Origin of the sequence: Bradyrhizobium septentrionale (assembly GCF_011516645.4) — a bacterium.
Taxonomy (GTDB): domain Bacteria; phylum Pseudomonadota; class Alphaproteobacteria; order Rhizobiales; family Xanthobacteraceae; genus Bradyrhizobium; species Bradyrhizobium septentrionale.
Window position 1 is genome coordinate 6,543,250 of the sequence record NZ_CP088285.1, and the last position, 15,814, is coordinate 6,559,063.

General features: G+C 65.1%; 15 protein-coding genes. 10 read left to right on the forward strand and 5 right to left on the reverse strand.

Annotated elements, in window-relative coordinates; translation table 11 throughout:
* Positions 1-7: 7 nt before the first annotated feature.
* Genes HAP48_RS32810 through HAP48_RS32825 form a run of 4 tightly spaced genes read left to right on the forward strand, consistent with a single transcriptional unit; the run spans position 8 to position 4,286 of the window.
* Positions 8-874 (forward strand): branched-chain amino acid ABC transporter permease, encoded by an 867-nt coding sequence (locus tag HAP48_RS32810; RefSeq protein ID WP_166204004.1) that lies wholly within the window; start codon positions 8-10, stop codon positions 872-874.
* A gap of 5 nt (positions 875-879) precedes the next feature.
* Entirely contained in the window at positions 880-1,899 is a 1,020-nt protein-coding gene (locus HAP48_RS32815) for a branched-chain amino acid ABC transporter permease (protein ID WP_210292709.1), read from the forward strand.
* Positions 1,900-1,959: 60 nt separating this feature from the next.
* Positions 1,960-3,972, forward strand: a complete 2,013-nt coding sequence (locus HAP48_RS32820) for a copper amine oxidase (RefSeq protein WP_166204006.1) — start codon at positions 1,960-1,962, stop codon at positions 3,970-3,972.
* Entirely contained in the window at positions 3,969-4,286 is a 318-nt protein-coding gene (locus HAP48_RS32825; RefSeq protein ID WP_166204007.1) for a hypothetical protein, read from the forward strand. Before HAP48_RS32820 ends, HAP48_RS32825 begins: the two co-directional genes overlap by 4 nt.
* Here the strand turns inward: HAP48_RS32825 and HAP48_RS32830 are convergent.
* The 3 genes from HAP48_RS32830 to HAP48_RS32840 form a co-directional block, all read right to left on the reverse strand.
* Positions 4,272-5,624 (reverse strand): aminotransferase class III-fold pyridoxal phosphate-dependent enzyme, encoded by a 1,353-nt coding sequence (locus HAP48_RS32830; protein WP_166204008.1) that lies wholly within the window; start codon positions 5,622-5,624, stop codon positions 4,272-4,274. The genes HAP48_RS32825 and HAP48_RS32830 overlap by 15 nt on opposite strands.
* Positions 5,625-5,742: 118 nt before the next feature.
* Positions 5,743-6,408 (reverse strand): HAD family hydrolase, encoded by a 666-nt coding sequence (locus tag HAP48_RS32835; protein ID WP_166204009.1) that lies wholly within the window; start codon positions 6,406-6,408, stop codon positions 5,743-5,745.
* Entirely contained in the window at positions 6,405-7,667 is a 1,263-nt protein-coding gene (locus tag HAP48_RS32840; RefSeq protein ID WP_166204010.1) for a Tm-1-like ATP-binding domain-containing protein, read from the reverse strand. Before HAP48_RS32840 ends, HAP48_RS32835 begins: the two co-directional genes overlap by 4 nt.
* A gap of 212 nt (positions 7,668-7,879) precedes the next feature.
* Here HAP48_RS32840 and HAP48_RS32845 point away from each other — a divergent pair, with 212 nt between their 5' ends.
* The 3 genes from HAP48_RS32845 to HAP48_RS32855 are packed head-to-tail and all read left to right on the forward strand — an operon-like array spanning position 7,880 to position 11,546.
* Positions 7,880-9,364 (forward strand): aldehyde dehydrogenase, encoded by a 1,485-nt coding sequence (locus HAP48_RS32845; protein ID WP_166204011.1) that lies wholly within the window; start codon positions 7,880-7,882, stop codon positions 9,362-9,364.
* Positions 9,361-10,749 carry a transaminase gene (locus HAP48_RS32850; protein WP_166204012.1) on the forward strand — a complete coding sequence of 463 codons (1,389 nt, stop codon included), beginning with the start codon at positions 9,361-9,363 and terminating at the stop codon, positions 10,747-10,749. The genes HAP48_RS32845 and HAP48_RS32850 overlap by 4 nt, the downstream gene beginning before the upstream one ends.
* Positions 10,749-11,546 carry an SDR family NAD(P)-dependent oxidoreductase gene (locus HAP48_RS32855; protein WP_166204013.1) on the forward strand — a complete coding sequence of 266 codons (798 nt, stop codon included), beginning with the start codon at positions 10,749-10,751 and terminating at the stop codon, positions 11,544-11,546. The genes HAP48_RS32850 and HAP48_RS32855 overlap by 1 nt, the downstream gene beginning before the upstream one ends.
* Positions 11,547-11,598: 52 nt before the next feature.
* Here HAP48_RS32855 and HAP48_RS32860 read toward each other — a convergent pair whose 3' ends face one another.
* Positions 11,599-12,933: an IS1182 family transposase gene (locus HAP48_RS32860; RefSeq protein WP_166202952.1), complete on the reverse strand. Its 1,335-nt coding sequence runs from the start codon at positions 12,931-12,933 to the stop codon at positions 11,599-11,601.
* A 114-nt stretch (positions 12,934-13,047) separates the two neighbouring features.
* Between HAP48_RS32860 and HAP48_RS32865 the strand changes: the two genes are divergently transcribed.
* Complete coding sequence (locus HAP48_RS32865; protein WP_166204014.1) at positions 13,048-13,812, forward strand: SDR family NAD(P)-dependent oxidoreductase; 765 nt, start codon at positions 13,048-13,050, stop codon at positions 13,810-13,812.
* Between the two features lie 95 nt (positions 13,813-13,907).
* Positions 13,908-14,168, forward strand: coding sequence for a hypothetical protein (locus HAP48_RS32870; protein WP_166204015.1), 261 nt, complete (start codon positions 13,908-13,910; stop codon positions 14,166-14,168).
* A 64-nt stretch (positions 14,169-14,232) separates the two neighbouring features.
* On the opposite strand, the gene HAP48_RS32875 is transcribed toward HAP48_RS32870, so the two are convergent.
* Complete coding sequence (locus HAP48_RS32875) at positions 14,233-14,607, reverse strand: hypothetical protein (RefSeq protein WP_166204016.1); 375 nt, start codon at positions 14,605-14,607, stop codon at positions 14,233-14,235.
* 379 nt (positions 14,608-14,986) lie between these two features.
* On the opposite strand from HAP48_RS32875, the gene HAP48_RS32880 reads away from it, so the two are divergent.
* Positions 14,987-15,547, forward strand: coding sequence for a DUF3617 family protein (locus tag HAP48_RS32880; protein ID WP_166204017.1), 561 nt, complete (start codon positions 14,987-14,989; stop codon positions 15,545-15,547).
* The last annotated feature ends 267 nt before the right edge of the window (positions 15,548-15,814 follow it).

Below are 15,814 nucleotides of genomic sequence, written 5' to 3' on the forward strand. Positions count from 1 at the left end.
ATGGGACATGATCTGGGTTGAGACATTGATCAACGGTGCCTTGCTGGGCGGGCTTTACGCGCTGCTCGGCATCGGCCTCGCTTTGGTGTTCGGCGTGATGCGCGTCGTCAACATCGCGCATGGCGAGTTCATGGTGCTGAGCGCGTTCTGTGCCGTGCTGCTGGCCAATCTGTTTCCGCAGGTCTCGCCGCTGCTGATGCTGATCCCGGTGATCGCGCTGTCGTTCGGCGTCGGATGGCTCTACCAGGCCGTCATCGTCAACCGGGTCGTGACGTCGCCCGATCCGCTGTCGCCGTTGCTCCTGACCTTCGGCGTCTCGGTGATCCTGCGCAATGTGATGGTCGAAATGTTCGGCGCCGACGTGCGCAGCCTGCAGGTCGGCGAATTGTCGCGCGCCAGCCTCGAGATCGCCGGCCTCAACATCGGCATCATGCCGCTGCTGACGCTGGTGCTCGCCGCGTTATTGTTCATGGCGCTGCAGCTCATGCTGCGCCATACCGAGTTCGGGCGGATCGTGCGCGCCACCGCCGACCGCCGCGACATCGTCCGCCTCTCCGGGGTGAAGCCCGACCGGGTCGACAATTATGTGATGGGCCTGTCGCTGGCGCTGGGCGCGATCGGCGGCGTGCTGCTCGCCGTGCGTTCGAGCTTCACGCCGTTCTCGGGGGCCGAGCGGCTCCTGATCGCGTTCGAGGTCGTGGTGCTCGGCGGGCTCGGCTCGTTCTGGGGCGCATTGCTCGGCGGCATCGCGCTCGGCATAGCGCAATTGATCGGGCTGAAGATCGATCCGAATGCGGGGCTGCTCTATGCGCATCTCTTGTTCTTCATCATGCTGCTGATCCGGCCGTCGGGCCTGGTGTCGAGCAGGGTGTGACGCCGATGCCGACACGGACCATCCTGCTGGCCAGCGCCGTCGTTTTGATCGCGGTGATCGTGGGTGCGCCTTTCGTGCTGAACGAAGGTTTTCTGCGGCTCGCGACCGAGTGCCTGCTGCTGCTGACCATGGCGCAGATGTGGAACCTGCTGGCGGGTTATGCCGGACTGGTCTCGCTCGGCCACCAGGTCTTTATCGCCTTCGGCGCCTATGCGCTGTTCCTGACCTCAGGCTGGCTCGGGGTCACGCCGGTCTGGGTCCTGCCGGTGGCGCCGCTGGTCGCCGCCGCGGTGGCCGCCATCATCGCGTTTCCGCTGTTCCGGCTGCGCGACGCCTATTTCTCGATCGCGATGTGGGTGTTCGCCGAGATCATCGGCGCCTTCACCATGAAATCGCAGGCAGTCGGCGGCACCTCCGGGCTGCCGCTCGCCACCAGCAAGCAGATCGATTTCGACTGGTTCGAGCCGACCATGTTCTGGCTCGCGGGCGGCCTGACGCTTCTGACCATCGCAGCGCTGTACAAATTGATGACCTCGAGCTTCGGGCTCGGGCTGATGAGCGTGCGCGACAATGATCTCGCCGCGATGAGCGTCGGCGTCGACGTACGCCACAACCGCTTCGTCGCCTTCGTGCTGTCGGCGGCGGGATGCGGGCTTGCCGGTGCGCTCAGCTTCATGGGCAACCTGTACATCGCGCCGCTAGCCGCATTCGACGTCAACTGGTCGGTCTACATGATGTTCATCGTGATCATCGGCGGTATCGGAACCCTGGAGGGGCCGATCCTCGGCGTCATCATCTTCTTCGGCTTGCGCGAATTGATGACCGGTCCGCTCGGCCTGTCCGGCGGCTGGTATCTGGTTGGGCTCGGCATCATCGCCGTTGTCGTGATGATGGTGGCCCCGCGCGGCATCTGGCCGGTCCTGCGCGACCGCTTCGGCATGCGGCTGCTGGACGTGCACCGCACCTCGCCACGCCCAACAAAGGCCGCGATCGCGCCGGAGGCGTCGGAACAGGTGGCCGGATAAGGCTTCACGCCGTCGCCGTTGCTTGTATTCTGACGGCTCCAGTTTTGAGGAGAGGGCGCAATGGCTCTGATGTTCCGGGGATGCGCATGGGCATTGGCCGGTCTGGTCTTGGTGACGCTGGCGGCACCGCCGCCCGCGCAGGCCGAGCGCCGGATGTGGCCGCAGGTCGCCGCCATGCACCCGATGGACGGGCTTACCACAGACGAGATCCGGTCCGTCTCCGAGATCCTCCGCGCGGCCGGCAAGTTCGACGACACCACGCGCGTCGTCTCGATGACGATCGAGGAGGATTCCAAGGACGAGGTGCGGGCGTGGCGGCCCGGACAGCCGTTCGCGCGCCGTGCCGTTGCGACGCTGCTGAGCGGAGGGCATCTCTATGAAGCGCACATCGATCTCGCTGCGCGCAGCCTGCTCGGCTGGGACGAGGTCAGGGATCACGAGGCCGCGCTGACGATCGACGAGTTGATGTCCGCCGGCGATCTGCCGAAGCAGGACCCGCGCTGGGTCGCCGCGATGGCCAAGCGCGGCATCACGGATTTCCGCAACGTGCTGTGCCTGCCGCTGACGGTCGGTCCGGTGACCGATCCCGCCATGAAAGGCCGCCGCCTGCTCAACGTTCCCTGCGTCGATACGTCGGGCGCCGCCAACAATCTCTGGGGCAAGCCGATCGAGAACCTGTTCGCCCAGGTCGATCTCAAGAGCAAGACCGTGCTGTCGGTGACCGATCTGGGCGTGGTGCCCCCGCCACCCCAGACGCCATCGCACGCCTATGCCGATTCCGGAAAATATCGCAAGCCGCCGAAGCCGATCGAAATCACCGCGCCTCAGGGTAGCAACGTAAAAGTGGAGAGCGGCCAGGTGCGCTGGGACAATTGGTCGTTCCATGTCCGGCTCGAGCCGCGCGTTGGCGCGGTGCTGTCGCTGATCCGCTACGACGATCACGGCACGTTGCGCGACATCGCCTACCAGATCTCGGCGAGCGAGATGTTCGTGCCCTACATGGATCCGGCCGAGACCTGGTCGTTCCGCGCCTATATGGATATCGGCGAGTACGGCTTCGGCGTGCTCTCCAGCGAATTGCAGCCCGGCGCCGATTGCCCGGAAGGCGCGCATTTCCTCGACCTGACAATAGCGGACACCAAGGGCATGCCTGTTGTCTCCAAGGGCGCGGTCTGCATCTTCGAGCGCCCGACCGGCGATCCGATCTGGCGTCACAGCGAACTGATCAACAACACCGCCGAGGTGCGGCCGAACAACGAGCTGGTGGTGCGGATGGCGCCGGTGGTCGGCAATTACGACTATCTGGTTGACTATGTGTTCGACCGTGCCGGCAACATCGATGTCAGGCTCGGCGCCTACGGCATCGACGCGACCAAGGGCGTCGCGAGCAGAACTCTGAGCGATCCGACGGCCGCCCAGGATACCGCCTATGGAACGCTGGTCGACGAGCGGCTGCTTGCGGTCAATCACGATCATTACATGACGTTCCGGATCGACATGGACGTCGACGGCACCGGCAACCGGCTGGTCGAGGATCGCTTCAGCGTCCGGCGGCTGGAGCAGGGCCAGCGCAAGAGCCTCTGGCAGGTCGAGACAAAGCCGGTTGCGACCGAAGGGCCGATCACGCTGCCGCTGAACGCGGCGCAGTTCAGGGTCGAGAGCACCGGCAAGACCAACAAACAGGGATATCGCACCAGCTATCAGCTGATGCCCGGGCATTCCGACGTCTCGTTGCTCGCCAAGGACGATCCGATCCAGCTCCGCGCAGGCTTCAGCGCCTACACGCTGTGGACCTCGGCCTACGCGAGGGACGAGCGATACGCCGCCGGGATGTATCCGAACGGAAACGCCGAGGTCGACGGCCTGCCGAAATGGACCGCAGCCAAGCGGCCGATCGAGAATCGCGACCTCGTGCTGTGGTACACGGTCGGCTTCCGCCACGTGCCGCGCGCCGAGGATTGGCCCGTGATGCCCGGCCTGTGGCACGGCTTCCGGTTGCGTCCATTCAACTTCTTCGATCGCAATCCGGCGCTCGACGTGCCGCCGGCGGTCGAGGCCAAGGGTACGAAATGAACGGGCGCGTAGATCGCATCGGAGCGGTTGCCGGCGCGCTGCTGGCGTTGCTGGCGGCACAACCGGCCGCACGCGGTGCGGCGGCCGAAAGCAGCGATGACGATGCGTCCTTGCTCTATCTGAGCAGCAGCGACTGGGAACAGCAATCTGCGCCGCGCAAGGTCGCGCTTGCGGCCGATTTCATGCGGATCTTCTGCACCGACCAGAGCATGTCGGCGGCATCGCTGGCCGATTGCCTCGATCGTAACGCGGCGGACGGCGCGATGTTCGAGCGCGCCATGGCCTGTGTCAGTGCGCTGTCAGCCGGCCGCTGACAGACCGGCGTCGATCCCTTCGGCGATCCTCGTCACGTCGGCTGACGTGAGGATCAGGGGCGGCGACAGGATGAGGTTGTTGCCGGAGACGCGCAGCATCACGCCGGCCTCGTAGGCGCTGTCCGCGACCTTTGCCATCGTCTTCTTGTCCGCGGGCTTCTTGCTGTCGCGATCGGCGACCAGCTCGAGTGCGGCCATCAGGCCCTTGCCCCTGACGTCGCCAACCAGCAGGTGCTTCGCCTTGAGCGCGGCCAGCGCCCGTGCAAGGTCCTTGCCGCGCGCGGCGGCATTCTCGTCGAGCTTGAGACGGCGGGTCTCGGCCAGTGCCGCTAGGCCCGCGGCGCAGCCGACCGGATGGCCCGAATAGGTGTAGCCATGGCCGATCGAGCCGAACGTGCTGGTGTCGGCCTCGAAGGCCTCCGCGATCTGTTCGCCGATCAGCGTCGCGCCGAGCGGGAAATAGCCCGAAGTGATCGCCTTGGCCATCGTCATCATATCGGGCCTCACGCCCCACAGCCGCGAGCCCGACCACGCGCCAGTGCGGCCGAAGCCGGTGACGACCTCGTCTGCGATCATCAGGATGCCTTGGCGGTCGCAGATCTCGCGCGCCAGCTTCATGAAACTGTCCGGCGGCACGATCACGCCGCCGGCGCCGAGCACGGGCTCCATGATGAAGGCGGCGATGGTGTCGGCGCCCTGGAATGCAATCTCCTCCTCCATCGCCGCCGCGCAGAGCTGCGCGAGTTTGGCGGGATCGGTCTCGTTGAAGGGATTGCGGTAGGTCGACGGCGCGGGAATGTGGAACACGCCCGGCAGCATCGGCTCATAGTTGCGCCGGAAATTGGCATTGCCGTTGACGGAGGCGCCGCCGAAATGGGTGCCATGATAGCCCTTCTTCAGTGCCAGGAACTTGGTGCGATCGGCCTGGCCCTTGATCTTCCAGTACTGCCGCGCCAGTCGCAGCGCCGTCTCGACCGAGTCCGATCCGCCGGAGGTGAAGAAGGCGCGGACCATGCCTTCGGGCTTGAACCATTCGGTGAGCTCGTAGGCGAGCTCGATCGAGGGGCCGCTCGAGGTGCCGCGGAAGCCGGAATAATACGGCAGGGCGCTGAGCTGGTCCGCAATCGCTTGCTTGATCGGATCGCAGCTGTAGCCGAGATTGACGTTCCACAGGCCGCCGACCGCATCGATCACGGTCTTGCCGTCGATATCGGTGACTTCAACGCCTTCGCCCTTCATCACGATCCGCGGCGGCTGCGCCCGCATTTCGGCGGGGTGGGCCATCGGGTGCCAGATCGGCTTGGCGTTGTTCTCAACCAGGAAGTTTCTGTCGCGCATGATCGCTCTCTGTCCGGCTAGAGCCTTGTCCGTTCCGATCGAATCGGAACGGGGCTCCAGATTCTAGTTTTGACGCGTATTCTTCACGCGAACCGATACCCACTTGCTCGAAAACGCTTTAGTCGAATTGCAGCCCGAGATGCCGCAGCGCCTCGCTGTAGGACGCGGCGGGGCTGCGCACGTCGAACAGCACGGTGCGCATGTTGCACGCGGCGGCGCCCGCAATGTTGCGGCGCTGGTCGTCGACGAAGACGCAATCTTCCGCCTGCAGCGCCAATTCGTCCAGCACGCTTTGGTAGGCGCGCGGGTCGGGCTTCAGGATCCCGGTATGGGTCGCGTCGACGATGGTGTCGAAGCGCTCGAGGATGGAAAGACGGCTGCGAAAATCTTCGCCGTAGAACAGGTCGAGCTCGTTCGAGAGGATGGCGAGCCGGAATCCGGCGTCGGCGGCGATGTCGATCGCACGCGCCGCCTCGGGGCGGATCACGGTGTCGGGATCGGCGCCGCGCGCGCGCTTCACGAAGGTTTCCATGTCGCGCCAGTCTTCGCCGAGCATGCGCCCGACCTCGCGGCTGCGGGTCAGCCAATAGTCGCGCTCCGAAATCTCGCCAAGCTGCATGGAGGTCCAGAGCGGATCGCTGTCGGGCGCGAACGGTCCGAGCCATTTCAACGTGCACGGTGCGAGCCCAAGCGCGCGCTCGGTCAGATCATGAGTCTCGAACAGGGTTTTTGAGATCACCCCGCCGAAGTCGAGCACCAGCGCCTGGGCGAGCGGCCGGCTCATGCGGCAACCGTGGTGCGGCCGGGTGGGACAATGCCTGCCGCGACCCAGCGGTCGAAGATGCCGAGCACGGTTTCATTGAACGCCGCGCTGTTGATGTGATCCTTGATTTCGTGCAGCTCGACCGGTGACGCGACCGCCGAACGCATCGCATCGACAAAGGCGGAAAGCGCATCCGGATCGTGCAAGGCTTCGCCTTCGCGGTCCCATTGCTGGATGCCGCCGGCCGGCAGCACGAAGGCGACCGGTGCGCTGGCGCGGGACAGTTTCTCCGCAATCGCCTGTGCGATGCGGCGGCGATCGGCGGACCCTGAGGTCGCCGATGCGAGCAGCCGGTTGTGGGCGTGGAACGGACGATCCGACAGCTCGTCCGGGACGCCAAGCCATGCCGGGAAATCCACCATGTCGATCGCCCCGGGCGCGACGATCTGCGGAATGCCGGCTCTGCCCGCATTCTCCAGCCGATCAGCGCCGGAATTGACCACCGAGCCGGTGAGCTGGTTGGCGACCTCCTGCAGGCTGAGGTCCAGCACCGCGGCGAAGCCGCGTTGCGCGGCGATTGATTCCATGGCGCGGCCGCCCATCCCGGTGGTGTGGAAGACGACGACCTCGTAGCCGCGCCGTTCGAGCTGCGGCTTGAGCTCGACCATGTAGCGCAGGCAACTCTTGCCAAGCGAGGTGATCGCAACGACCGGCCGGTCCTTGCGCGGTTTGATCGCGCTTTTCGCCGCGCCGACGATCGCGCCGCAGGCTTGCGACAGCACGGCGGTGCAGGTGCCGTTGAGGCCATAAAGGCCGCCGGCCCACAGGATCATCATCAGATCGGCGGCGACGCGCTCGGGCGGGATCAGATGCGAGAAGGCGACGGTCGAGACGATCAGCTTCGGCAGGCCGAGCGGCAGCGCCTGCGCGACGTCGAGCGCAAGGTCGGTTCCCATCGTCCCGCCGATTGCGATCACGCCGTCGATGGCGTCGCGCGCTGCGAGCTCGTGGGCCAGATTGGCGGCGCCAACCGCCATCAGGGACATCGCAGAGTTTTCATCGCCGCTGGAGGCGATCGCCGCGATCGTGGTCTGCGCGGCGGCGGCCACCGCGTGCTTGTCATGCGCCGGGTGGTACGGCGGATCGCCGAGCACGCTGATGTCCATCATGATGGTTCGGCCGCCGGCACGCGCGATGCACTCGCTCATGAACAGCAGTTCGTCGGCCTTGGTGTCTCCGGTACCGATCAGGAGAATGCGGGGCTGCGTTATCTCGGGCATGACCTTCGGCTCGCCGGCAGGCGTAAGGGAGGATGACAACCGGTTTGCATAGCGCAGGCGGAGCGCTCGGCCATCGTGCAATCACGCTATGGGGACGGCGCCTGCCGTGACATCCACCTATCGGTTGATTGCTCGCAAGGCCTTGATTTGGCGAGGATTGCGTCATGTGAGCAGATCCGCTGAGGGCTGCTCTGTCACCACAAATGGTTAGCATGCAGCAAGCCCAGATCGATCGATTGCGATCGGCCGCCATTTCGGCCCAGCACCTCTTTATCGGCGGCCGGCCGATGCCGGCGCTCAGCGAGGAACGGCTCGATGTCGTGTCGCCGATCGATGGCCAGGTGCTGACCACGATCGCCGATGGCGATGCAGCCGATATCGACCGTGCGGTGAAACGCGCCCGGGATGCGTTCGAGCAGGGAGCATGGTCGCGCGCGGCGCCGGCGCAACGCAAGAAAGTGCTGCTGCGGTTCGCCGATCTGATCGAGCAGCACGCGCTCGAGATCGCGGTGCTCGGTGTGCGCGACAACGGCACCGAGATCGGCATGGCCTACAAGGCCGAACCGCTGTCAGCGGCGGGCACCATCCGCTACTACGCCGAGGCGATCGACAAGGTCTATGGCGAGATCGCGCCGACCTCAGGTGACGTCCTCGGGCTGGTGCATCGCGAGCCACTCGGCGTCGTCGGCGTGATCGTGCCGTGGAATTTTCCGCTGATGATCGGGGCGTGGAAGATCGGCCCGGCGCTCGCCGCCGGAAACTCGGTCGTGGTCAAGCCGCCGGAGCTTGCGTCGCTCACGCTGTTGCGGCTTGCCGAGCTGGCGACGGAGGCGGGATTGCCGGACGGCGTACTCCACGTCGTGACCGGCCGCGGCGCATCGGCCGGCGAGGCGCTCGCGCTGCATATGGATGTCGACGCGCTCGCCTTCACTGGCTCGGGAGCCGTTGGCCGCCGCCTGCTGGAATGTTCGGCGCGCTCGAACCTGAAGCGGATCCATCTCGAGCTTGGCGGCAAGTCGCCCAACATTGTCTTTGCCGATGTGCCCGACATCAAGCAGGCGGCCAAGGTCTCGGCGAACGGTATCTTCCGCAACTCGGGCCAGGTCTGCGTCGCCGGCTCGCGGCTGCTGGTGCAGTCCTCGATCTACGATCGTTTCATGGACGAGCTGCTCGCCGCCACCGCGAAGCTCAGGGTTGGTGATCCCCTCGAATTGACCTCGGATATCGGTGCTGTCGCGAGCAAGGTGCAGCTGCGCAAGAACCTGGACGCCGTTGCCCGCGCGGAACAGCAGGGCGCGAAGCGGCTGATTGGCGGCGAGCAGATCCGCGCCGAGAGCGGCGGCAATTTCATGACGCCCGCGATCCTCACGGAGGTGACGCCGTCGATGGAGGTCTGGCGCGAGGAGGTGTTCGGCCCGGTGCTGTCAGTCACGCGGTTCGAGGGCGAGGAAGATGCCATCACGCTCGCCAATGCGACGCCCTACGGACTTGCGTCGGCGGTGTGGACCAGCCGCCTGTCAACGGCGCATCGCATGGTGCGCGCCGTCAGGGCCGGCGTCGTGCACGTCAACACCTATGGCGGCGCCGACATCACGGTGCCGCTCGGCGGCTTCAAGCAATCCGGCTTCGGACGTGACAAGTCGCTGCACGCGCTCGACGCCTATACCGACCTCAAGACCGCCTGGATCGCGCTATGACATCTGTAACCACTGAGCGCACCGGCGTTCTGAACCGATTGCTCGATGCCGAGCAGGAGCGCTTCCGGGCGCTGCATCCGCGCTCGGCCGCGGCCTGGAAGCAAGGCAGGCAGCATTATCTTTATGGCGGCCCGTCGCACTGGATGCGGCGCTGGGCCGGCGGTTTTCCTGTTTATGCCGACGAGGCGCAGGGCGCGCATATCAGGGACATCGACGGCCGCGACTACGTCGATTTCTGCCTCGGCGACACCGGCGGCATGTGCGGGCACGCTCCGGAGGCGGTGACGGAGGCCGCGCTGCATCAGCTCAAGCGTGGCGCGACGATGATGCTGCCGACGGAGGACAGCCTCTGGGTCGGGGAGGAGCTGTCGCGCCGCTTCGGTCCAAAGTACTGGACATTGACGACCTCGGCGACCGATGCTAACCGCGCCGCGATCCGCATCGCGCGCATGATGACCGGCCGGCGCAAGGTGCTGGTGTTCTCCGGCTGCTATCATGGCGGCGTCGAGGAGGCGCATGTCGAGATCCGCGACGGCCGCGTCGGCTTGCGCAACATGATCCACCCCAACGGCATCGATCATGACGCCGTGAGCCGGGTCGTCGAGTTTAACGATGTCGCTGCGCTGGAGGCGGCGCTTGCGCAAGGCGATATCGCCTGCGTGCTGACCGAGCCGCTGATGACGAATTTCGGCATGATCCCGGTCGACCCCGGCTTCCACAGCGCATTGCGCGACCTGACCCGCCGCGCCGGCACCGTCCTCATCATCGACGAGACGCACACATTGTCGTGCGGACCGGGCGGCTATACCGAGAGCCACGGGCTCGAGCCCGACATCTTCGTCGCGGGCAAGGCGATCGCGGGAGGCATCCCTGCCGGCGTGTTCGGTCTCAGCCAGCAGATCGCCGAGCGGCTCTGGACAATCGTCCCGCATGTCAATCCGCGCGAGCGGCAGTCCGCGCATCTCGGGTTCGGCGGCACACTGGCCGGCAACGCGCTGACGGTTGTGACCATGCGCGCGGTGCTGGAGAAGGTGCTGACGCCTGCGAATTACGAGCGGATGATCGGAACCGCGACCTGGCTCGCGCAGGACGCCCGCAGGCTGATCGAGGCGGCCGGTCTGCCCTGGCACGTCACCCAGATCGGCGCGCGCGCCGAGATCATGTTCATGCCACGGCCGCCGCGCAGCGGTGCCGACGTCATTGCTGGCCGCCAACCCGATCTCGAGACCTTGCTGCATGCGTTCTACATGAACGAAGGCATTCTGGTCACACCGTTCCACACCATGCTGCTGATGTGTCCGGCGACCTCGGCGCGGGATGTCGACAAGCACACCGCGGTGTTCGCGCAGTTCATCGATCTGCTGCGAGGCGCGGGAGCAATCTGATGCAGGCGCTTCCCTTCAATCTCGACGGCCGGGTCGCCATCGTCACCGGTGGCGGCCGCGGGATCGGCGCCGCCATCGTTCGGCGGCTCGCGCAGGCCGGTGCGACCGTGGTGATCGCCAACCGGACGCTCGACGTCGCCGACGCGCTGGCGCGCGAGCTGGCGGCTGATGGACGGGCGGCGCATTGCGTCCCGTTCGACAGGCTCGACCGGAGCAGCTTGCGCACAATGGTCGACGGCGTCGCTGCCCAGTATGGCCGGCTCGATATCGTCGTGCACAATGCCGGCGGTTGTCCGTGGGCCTCGGTTGAGGAGCTCGATGAAGCGAAGCTCGACGAGACGCTGGCACTGAATCTGAACGCCAGCATCTGGCTCGCGCAGGCCGCCATTCGGCATATGCGCGCCGTCAGCTTTGGGCGCATCCTCGTGACATCGTCGGTGTCGGCGCGGGTCGCGATGGGCGGCGGTGCGCATTACTCGGCGGCGAAGGCCGGCGTCAACGCGTTCATCCGCGGTGCTGCGTTCGAGCTGGCGCGCGACGGCATCACGGTCAATGGTGTCGAAGCCGGCTTCATCGAGAAGCCGGGCCGCGGCACCATGAGCGCGCCGGAGAACAAGGCGAAGCTCGAACGCTTCATTCCGATGGGACACATGGGCAGTGCAGACGACATCGCCTGCGCGATGCTCTATCTCGCCTCGGCCGAAGCCAAGTATGTCACCGGGCAGACCATCGTCGTCGACGGTGGCTCGACGCTGCCGGAGACCGGATTCGCCGTCGAACGGCAGTGGGGAGTCTAGGAGCCCGTCCAGATATGTTTTCGTGACGGGCATTTGTTGTAGAGTAGCAGGCTCAGGCTGCGTTTGCGAGGTTGAACAGCTTGAGGAGGTTATGGACGGTGCAGATCATTGTCCACTCGGCGCGCACTTTCTCGATGCCCCGCAACAGGAACTGGCGGAAGCCTCTTGCCTGTTTGATCTGCCCGAACACCGGCTCCACCACTTGCTTTCGCAATCGGTAGGGTGTTTCGAAGCCGCCATCGTCGATCTTCTTTCGCATGGCCTGTGTCAGCGGGCCGCCGACTTTTCCGTTCGCTACTGTCGGGTGTTTGGCGCGTCCGGGCGCGACATAGCCATCGATGCTGCGTGTGTCGAGCGCTTCGAGATTGGCTTCGCTGCAGTAGCCGGAATCCGCTGAGGCCTGCCGCGGCTTGCGGCCAAGATTGCTCTCGATGGCCTCGATCAGGGGCACCAACTGGCCCTGATCGCTGCCGTGCTGGGTCAGTTCTTGCGCGACAATGATCTGGGCATGTGCATCGACGGCCGCCTGGGCATTATAGGCCTGAACGAAGCCATCCTTCGACTTCATGATGCGGCTTTCCGGATCGGTGAAGTTGCGTTGCGCCTTGGGATTGGGTTCCTCCGATGGCAGCGCCGCCGGTTTGCCCGGCTTCTTGCGGCCTTCGGCCTGGCGCTGCTGTTCCTTTTCGGCCTCGATGCGGCGCTCTTCCTCCGCCGCCAGTTTGGCGTCCGCTTCCAGCGCCGCCATCGCTTGCTGGATCTTCGCCAGCCGTTTCTGCTTGTCGACGGTCCAGTCCGGCAGTTCGTCGCTGTTGCCGAAAGTCTCATCCTCCGAGGCATCCGCCGCCTCGGCGGCCGCCAGCATGCGAGCGACCTCGGCCTTCAATTCCGCCTCGCGCTTCTTCATGCGCTCATAACTCATCGCCTTGTGTTTCGACGCGTTCGCCTTGATCTTCGTACCATCCAGCGCGACATGACCGAGCTTGACCAGCCCGGCCGTCTCGCACAACTTCAGAACCTGCACGAATAGCGCGCCGAGCGCCTTCAAATGTCGCTTGCGAAAGTCGCTGATCGTCCGAAAATCCGGCGCATCCAGCGCCACGATCATCACAAAATCGTTCCGCTCCCGGCAGGCCTTGGCAATCCGACGCGACGAATACAGCCCACTCGCATAGCTATGCAGCAGCAGCGCCACCATCATCCGCGGATCAAACGGCGGCTGCCCAAGCCCGCTCACATAGCTGCCCATGATCTCCCTGAGATCGAGGCTCTCCCGCACCAGATCAACCATAAACCGCGAGACATGGCCTTTCGGCACGAAGTCCTGCACATTCGGCGGCAGAAGCAGCGTCTGATCGATGTTCCAAGGCCGAAAATACTTGCTCATCGCCCAATGTTGAATCAGACCCGACCAGATTTGAACAGCGACTATCCAGACAAGCTCCTAGATGAGCATGATCCTTTCGGAAAACCGGTTTCCACTTTTCCGGATCATGCCCTGATGCCGCGGCTGGAGGGAAAGACGGCGCTGGTGACGGGCGCAGCCACGGGGATCGGCCGGGCCACCGCGGCGCTGCTGGCGTTGAGCGGCGCGCGCGTCGTGCTGTTCGGCCTCGGCGACGCCGAGCTTCAGGCCGCTGCGGCCGAGTGCGGCGGGCAGGCGATCCATGGCGACGTCACCCGGCCGGACGACATTGCCAGGGCCGTCGCCGCCTGCGGCGCATGGCTCGACATCGTCGTCAATGCCGCCGGCCTGATCGTGCCGGATCAGCCCGCAAGCGTCTCCGACAAGGTCTGGGCCAGGACGCTCGACGTCAACCTCACGGGGACCATGCGGGTCTGTCGCGCATCGCTGCTGCGGCAGCGCGGCGGAGCGATCGTGAACATCGCCTCGGTTGCCGCGTTCAATGCCAGCCCGGATAGCGCAAGCTACGCGGCCAGCAAGGCGGCGGTCGTCGCCTATACGCGCTCGCTGGCCTATGCTCACGGTGCCGACGGCATCCGCGCCAATGCCGTGGCGCCGGGCTGGGTGCGGACGCCGATGAGCGCCCATGAAATGCAGCTGCTTGCGGACCAGAATGGCACCACCGCCGATGCCGAGTTCCGCGGCGTCGAACGGCGGATCGCGCTGGGGCGGATGGCCGAGCCCGCCGAGATCGCCGCGTGCTGCCTGTTCCTGGCCTCCGACGAGGCGTCGTTCGTGACCGGAGCGGTTCTGGTTGCCGATGGCGGCGGCCGCTCGCCGACCCAGAACCGCGCGGTCTAGAAGATCAGGCGGCTTGTCGCGGCGTGGGCTGCACCTTGCCATGAATCGACGGATTTGGCAGTCTCGCGCCGTCACGTCATTCGATCGAGGGCGTTATGCAAAAGTCATTTTCCGTGATCATTGCCGCAGCCGCTTCAATCGTCGTTCTGTCGTCGACGGCGGCGCGATCCGGCGACTATCCGTTTGGCGATCCGCCGTACCGGCTGGATTACGTGCAGGAGCCTCAGATCGAATCGGGCTGCTGGAAATGGAATTGGCAGCTGTACCAGTGGCAGGATCGCTGCCCGGTCTACATCTATCCCAAGGCTTACATGTTCTCGCGATCATCGCGCGCCGTGCTCCGCACCAAGGGGTGAGGAGCAGCTCCGCCGCCTGAAGTGCGCCGCGTCACGTGAGGTGCAACGCGGAGCCGTGCATTTATTATGAGTGCGCGATGGTGCAGGCCACCTGGTGGTGCTTGCCGAAGTTGAGCAGCGCGTTTTCCCGGAAGCCGTCCAGCCAGATGCCGCGACCGGCATAGCGATAGCCGACCCCCATCGGAACGTGCCGCACATGGACGCCGCCACGGCCGGTGAGCAGGGAGGCCGTGACCACTTCACCCTCGACCGACACGGCGCGTGGGCACAGCGGATATTGATGGCCGTTCTCGCAGGTGAACACGATCTCGGTGCAGCTGCCGACCGGTGCCTTCGTGATCAGGCCGAGGTCCGCGGCCGCCGCAGGCCCGGAATTGCCTGATAGTGCTGCACCCAAACTCAAAATGCCTGCGATCGTGTAGCAGAACCGAATACGCATCAGTGCCCCCTCGTCCAGCGATAGGCTAAGTAAATTGAGAAAAATATCTTACGCCAAATGAGCAAAAAAACCCTCTGAGGTCAAACCGGTCCCGCGCTCTTCCAGCCTGTTCTTCGCTGGTCCGTGCGCTTTGCGGCCTGGTGTTGCGCGCGGAGCGATGAGGGCAGGCTTGGCGCCGCGGGAGCAAGGCGCCAGGTGTTGCAAGATTGCTGCAGTGAGTCTGAATTCGGCGGCAAGCCATCGGACAGCGTTAACGCGCCTTTACTGGCCACAATTGGCCTGCAAGTGGTGTGACGTATTGAGTCGTGTTCCGGGGACTGCTTCGACGCATTGACCGGGCCGCATCACGAACGCATTCGGACGAGCATCGGGGGTGGGAATGAACTTCCGTGGTGGCATTGCACGTTCGCTCCTCATCGCGATGATCGTCTCGGTGCCGTCCCTGATGGCGCACGCACAGACGCCGTCGCCTCAACCGGCGAACGGCCGGGCAGTGGCGGTGCAGCCCGGCGAGGGCGATCAATCCTTTTCCGGCCCGAGCTTCCGCAAGGGCCTGTGGCGCTTCGTGCGGACGCTCGATGTCGTCAGGACCGCCAACAAGAACTTCAAGTATCGGGTGCTCAACGCGGAAACCACGCGCTGTGTCGACCCGACCCACGCCATGAAGGCGACCTTTGCGTCAGGACCGGTCGGAAGCTGCGTTTCGGACAAGCCGGAGAAGGTCGGCAATCAATACACCTTCGGGCACCGCTGCGATTACATGGGCACGGTCAGCACCGTCATTACCGTGCGTAGCGACGAGGCCTATACCGAGCTGAACGAGGTGAGCACCGGCGAGCACCCCAGGACCGACACGGTGGTCGCGACGAGGATTGGCGATTGCGACGATGGGAGCGCGGCCAAATCTGATAAGTCTGCAGCGGCGGCTTTGCAGCACTAGCTGGGAATCAGACGGCGGGTGGCGGCGGACGAGGCGTCCATTTGTCCACAACCGCGTAGACGCGGCGATTCTCTTCGAGCCGAAGTTGCCTCGGCCTGAAAGCAACCCGGCATTCACCGTGTTTGGTGCAAGAGCTCGGGAGAGCTTTGAGCAAAGGCTGAGCATTTACGGGGTCTTAACACGAAATGCTCCTGAATGATGTGAGGTTGGGCGTGCTTCAAGTGAAGTCACGCGATTCGCATCGTGCGGCCGATAGGGACTCAACAA

What these genes read in the sequence shown, in the direction of transcription:
- HAP48_RS32850 (WP_166204012.1), top strand. Translation starts at nt 9,361, where the DNA reads ATGACATCTGTAACCACTGAGCGCACCGGCGTTCTGAACCGATTGCTC.
- HAP48_RS32830 (WP_166204008.1), bottom strand. Translation starts at nt 5,624, where the DNA reads ATGCGCGACAGAAACTTCCTGGTTGAGAACAACGCCAAGCCGATCTGG.
- HAP48_RS32825 (WP_166204007.1), top strand. Translation starts at nt 3,969, where the DNA reads ATGAACGGGCGCGTAGATCGCATCGGAGCGGTTGCCGGCGCGCTGCTG.
- HAP48_RS32820 (WP_166204006.1), top strand. Translation starts at nt 1,960, where the DNA reads ATGGCTCTGATGTTCCGGGGATGCGCATGGGCATTGGCCGGTCTGGTC.
- HAP48_RS32845 (WP_166204011.1), top strand. Translation starts at nt 7,880, where the DNA reads ATGCAGCAAGCCCAGATCGATCGATTGCGATCGGCCGCCATTTCGGCC.
- HAP48_RS32810 (WP_166204004.1), top strand. Translation starts at nt 8, where the DNA reads ATGATCTGGGTTGAGACATTGATCAACGGTGCCTTGCTGGGCGGGCTT.
- HAP48_RS32835 (WP_166204009.1), bottom strand. Translation starts at nt 6,408, where the DNA reads ATGAGCCGGCCGCTCGCCCAGGCGCTGGTGCTCGACTTCGGCGGGGTG.
- HAP48_RS32870 (WP_166204015.1), top strand. Translation starts at nt 13,908, where the DNA reads ATGCAAAAGTCATTTTCCGTGATCATTGCCGCAGCCGCTTCAATCGTC.
- HAP48_RS32865 (WP_166204014.1), top strand. Translation starts at nt 13,048, where the DNA reads ATGCCGCGGCTGGAGGGAAAGACGGCGCTGGTGACGGGCGCAGCCACG.
- HAP48_RS32855 (WP_166204013.1), top strand. Translation starts at nt 10,749, where the DNA reads ATGCAGGCGCTTCCCTTCAATCTCGACGGCCGGGTCGCCATCGTCACC.
- HAP48_RS32860 (WP_166202952.1), bottom strand. Translation starts at nt 12,933, where the DNA reads ATGAGCAAGTATTTTCGGCCTTGGAACATCGATCAGACGCTGCTTCTG.
- HAP48_RS32815 (WP_210292709.1), top strand. Translation starts at nt 880, where the DNA reads ATGCCGACACGGACCATCCTGCTGGCCAGCGCCGTCGTTTTGATCGCG.
- HAP48_RS32840 (WP_166204010.1), bottom strand. Translation starts at nt 7,667, where the DNA reads ATGCCCGAGATAACGCAGCCCCGCATTCTCCTGATCGGTACCGGAGAC.
- HAP48_RS32875 (WP_166204016.1), bottom strand. Translation starts at nt 14,607, where the DNA reads ATGCGTATTCGGTTCTGCTACACGATCGCAGGCATTTTGAGTTTGGGT.
- HAP48_RS32880 (WP_166204017.1), top strand. Translation starts at nt 14,987, where the DNA reads ATGAACTTCCGTGGTGGCATTGCACGTTCGCTCCTCATCGCGATGATC.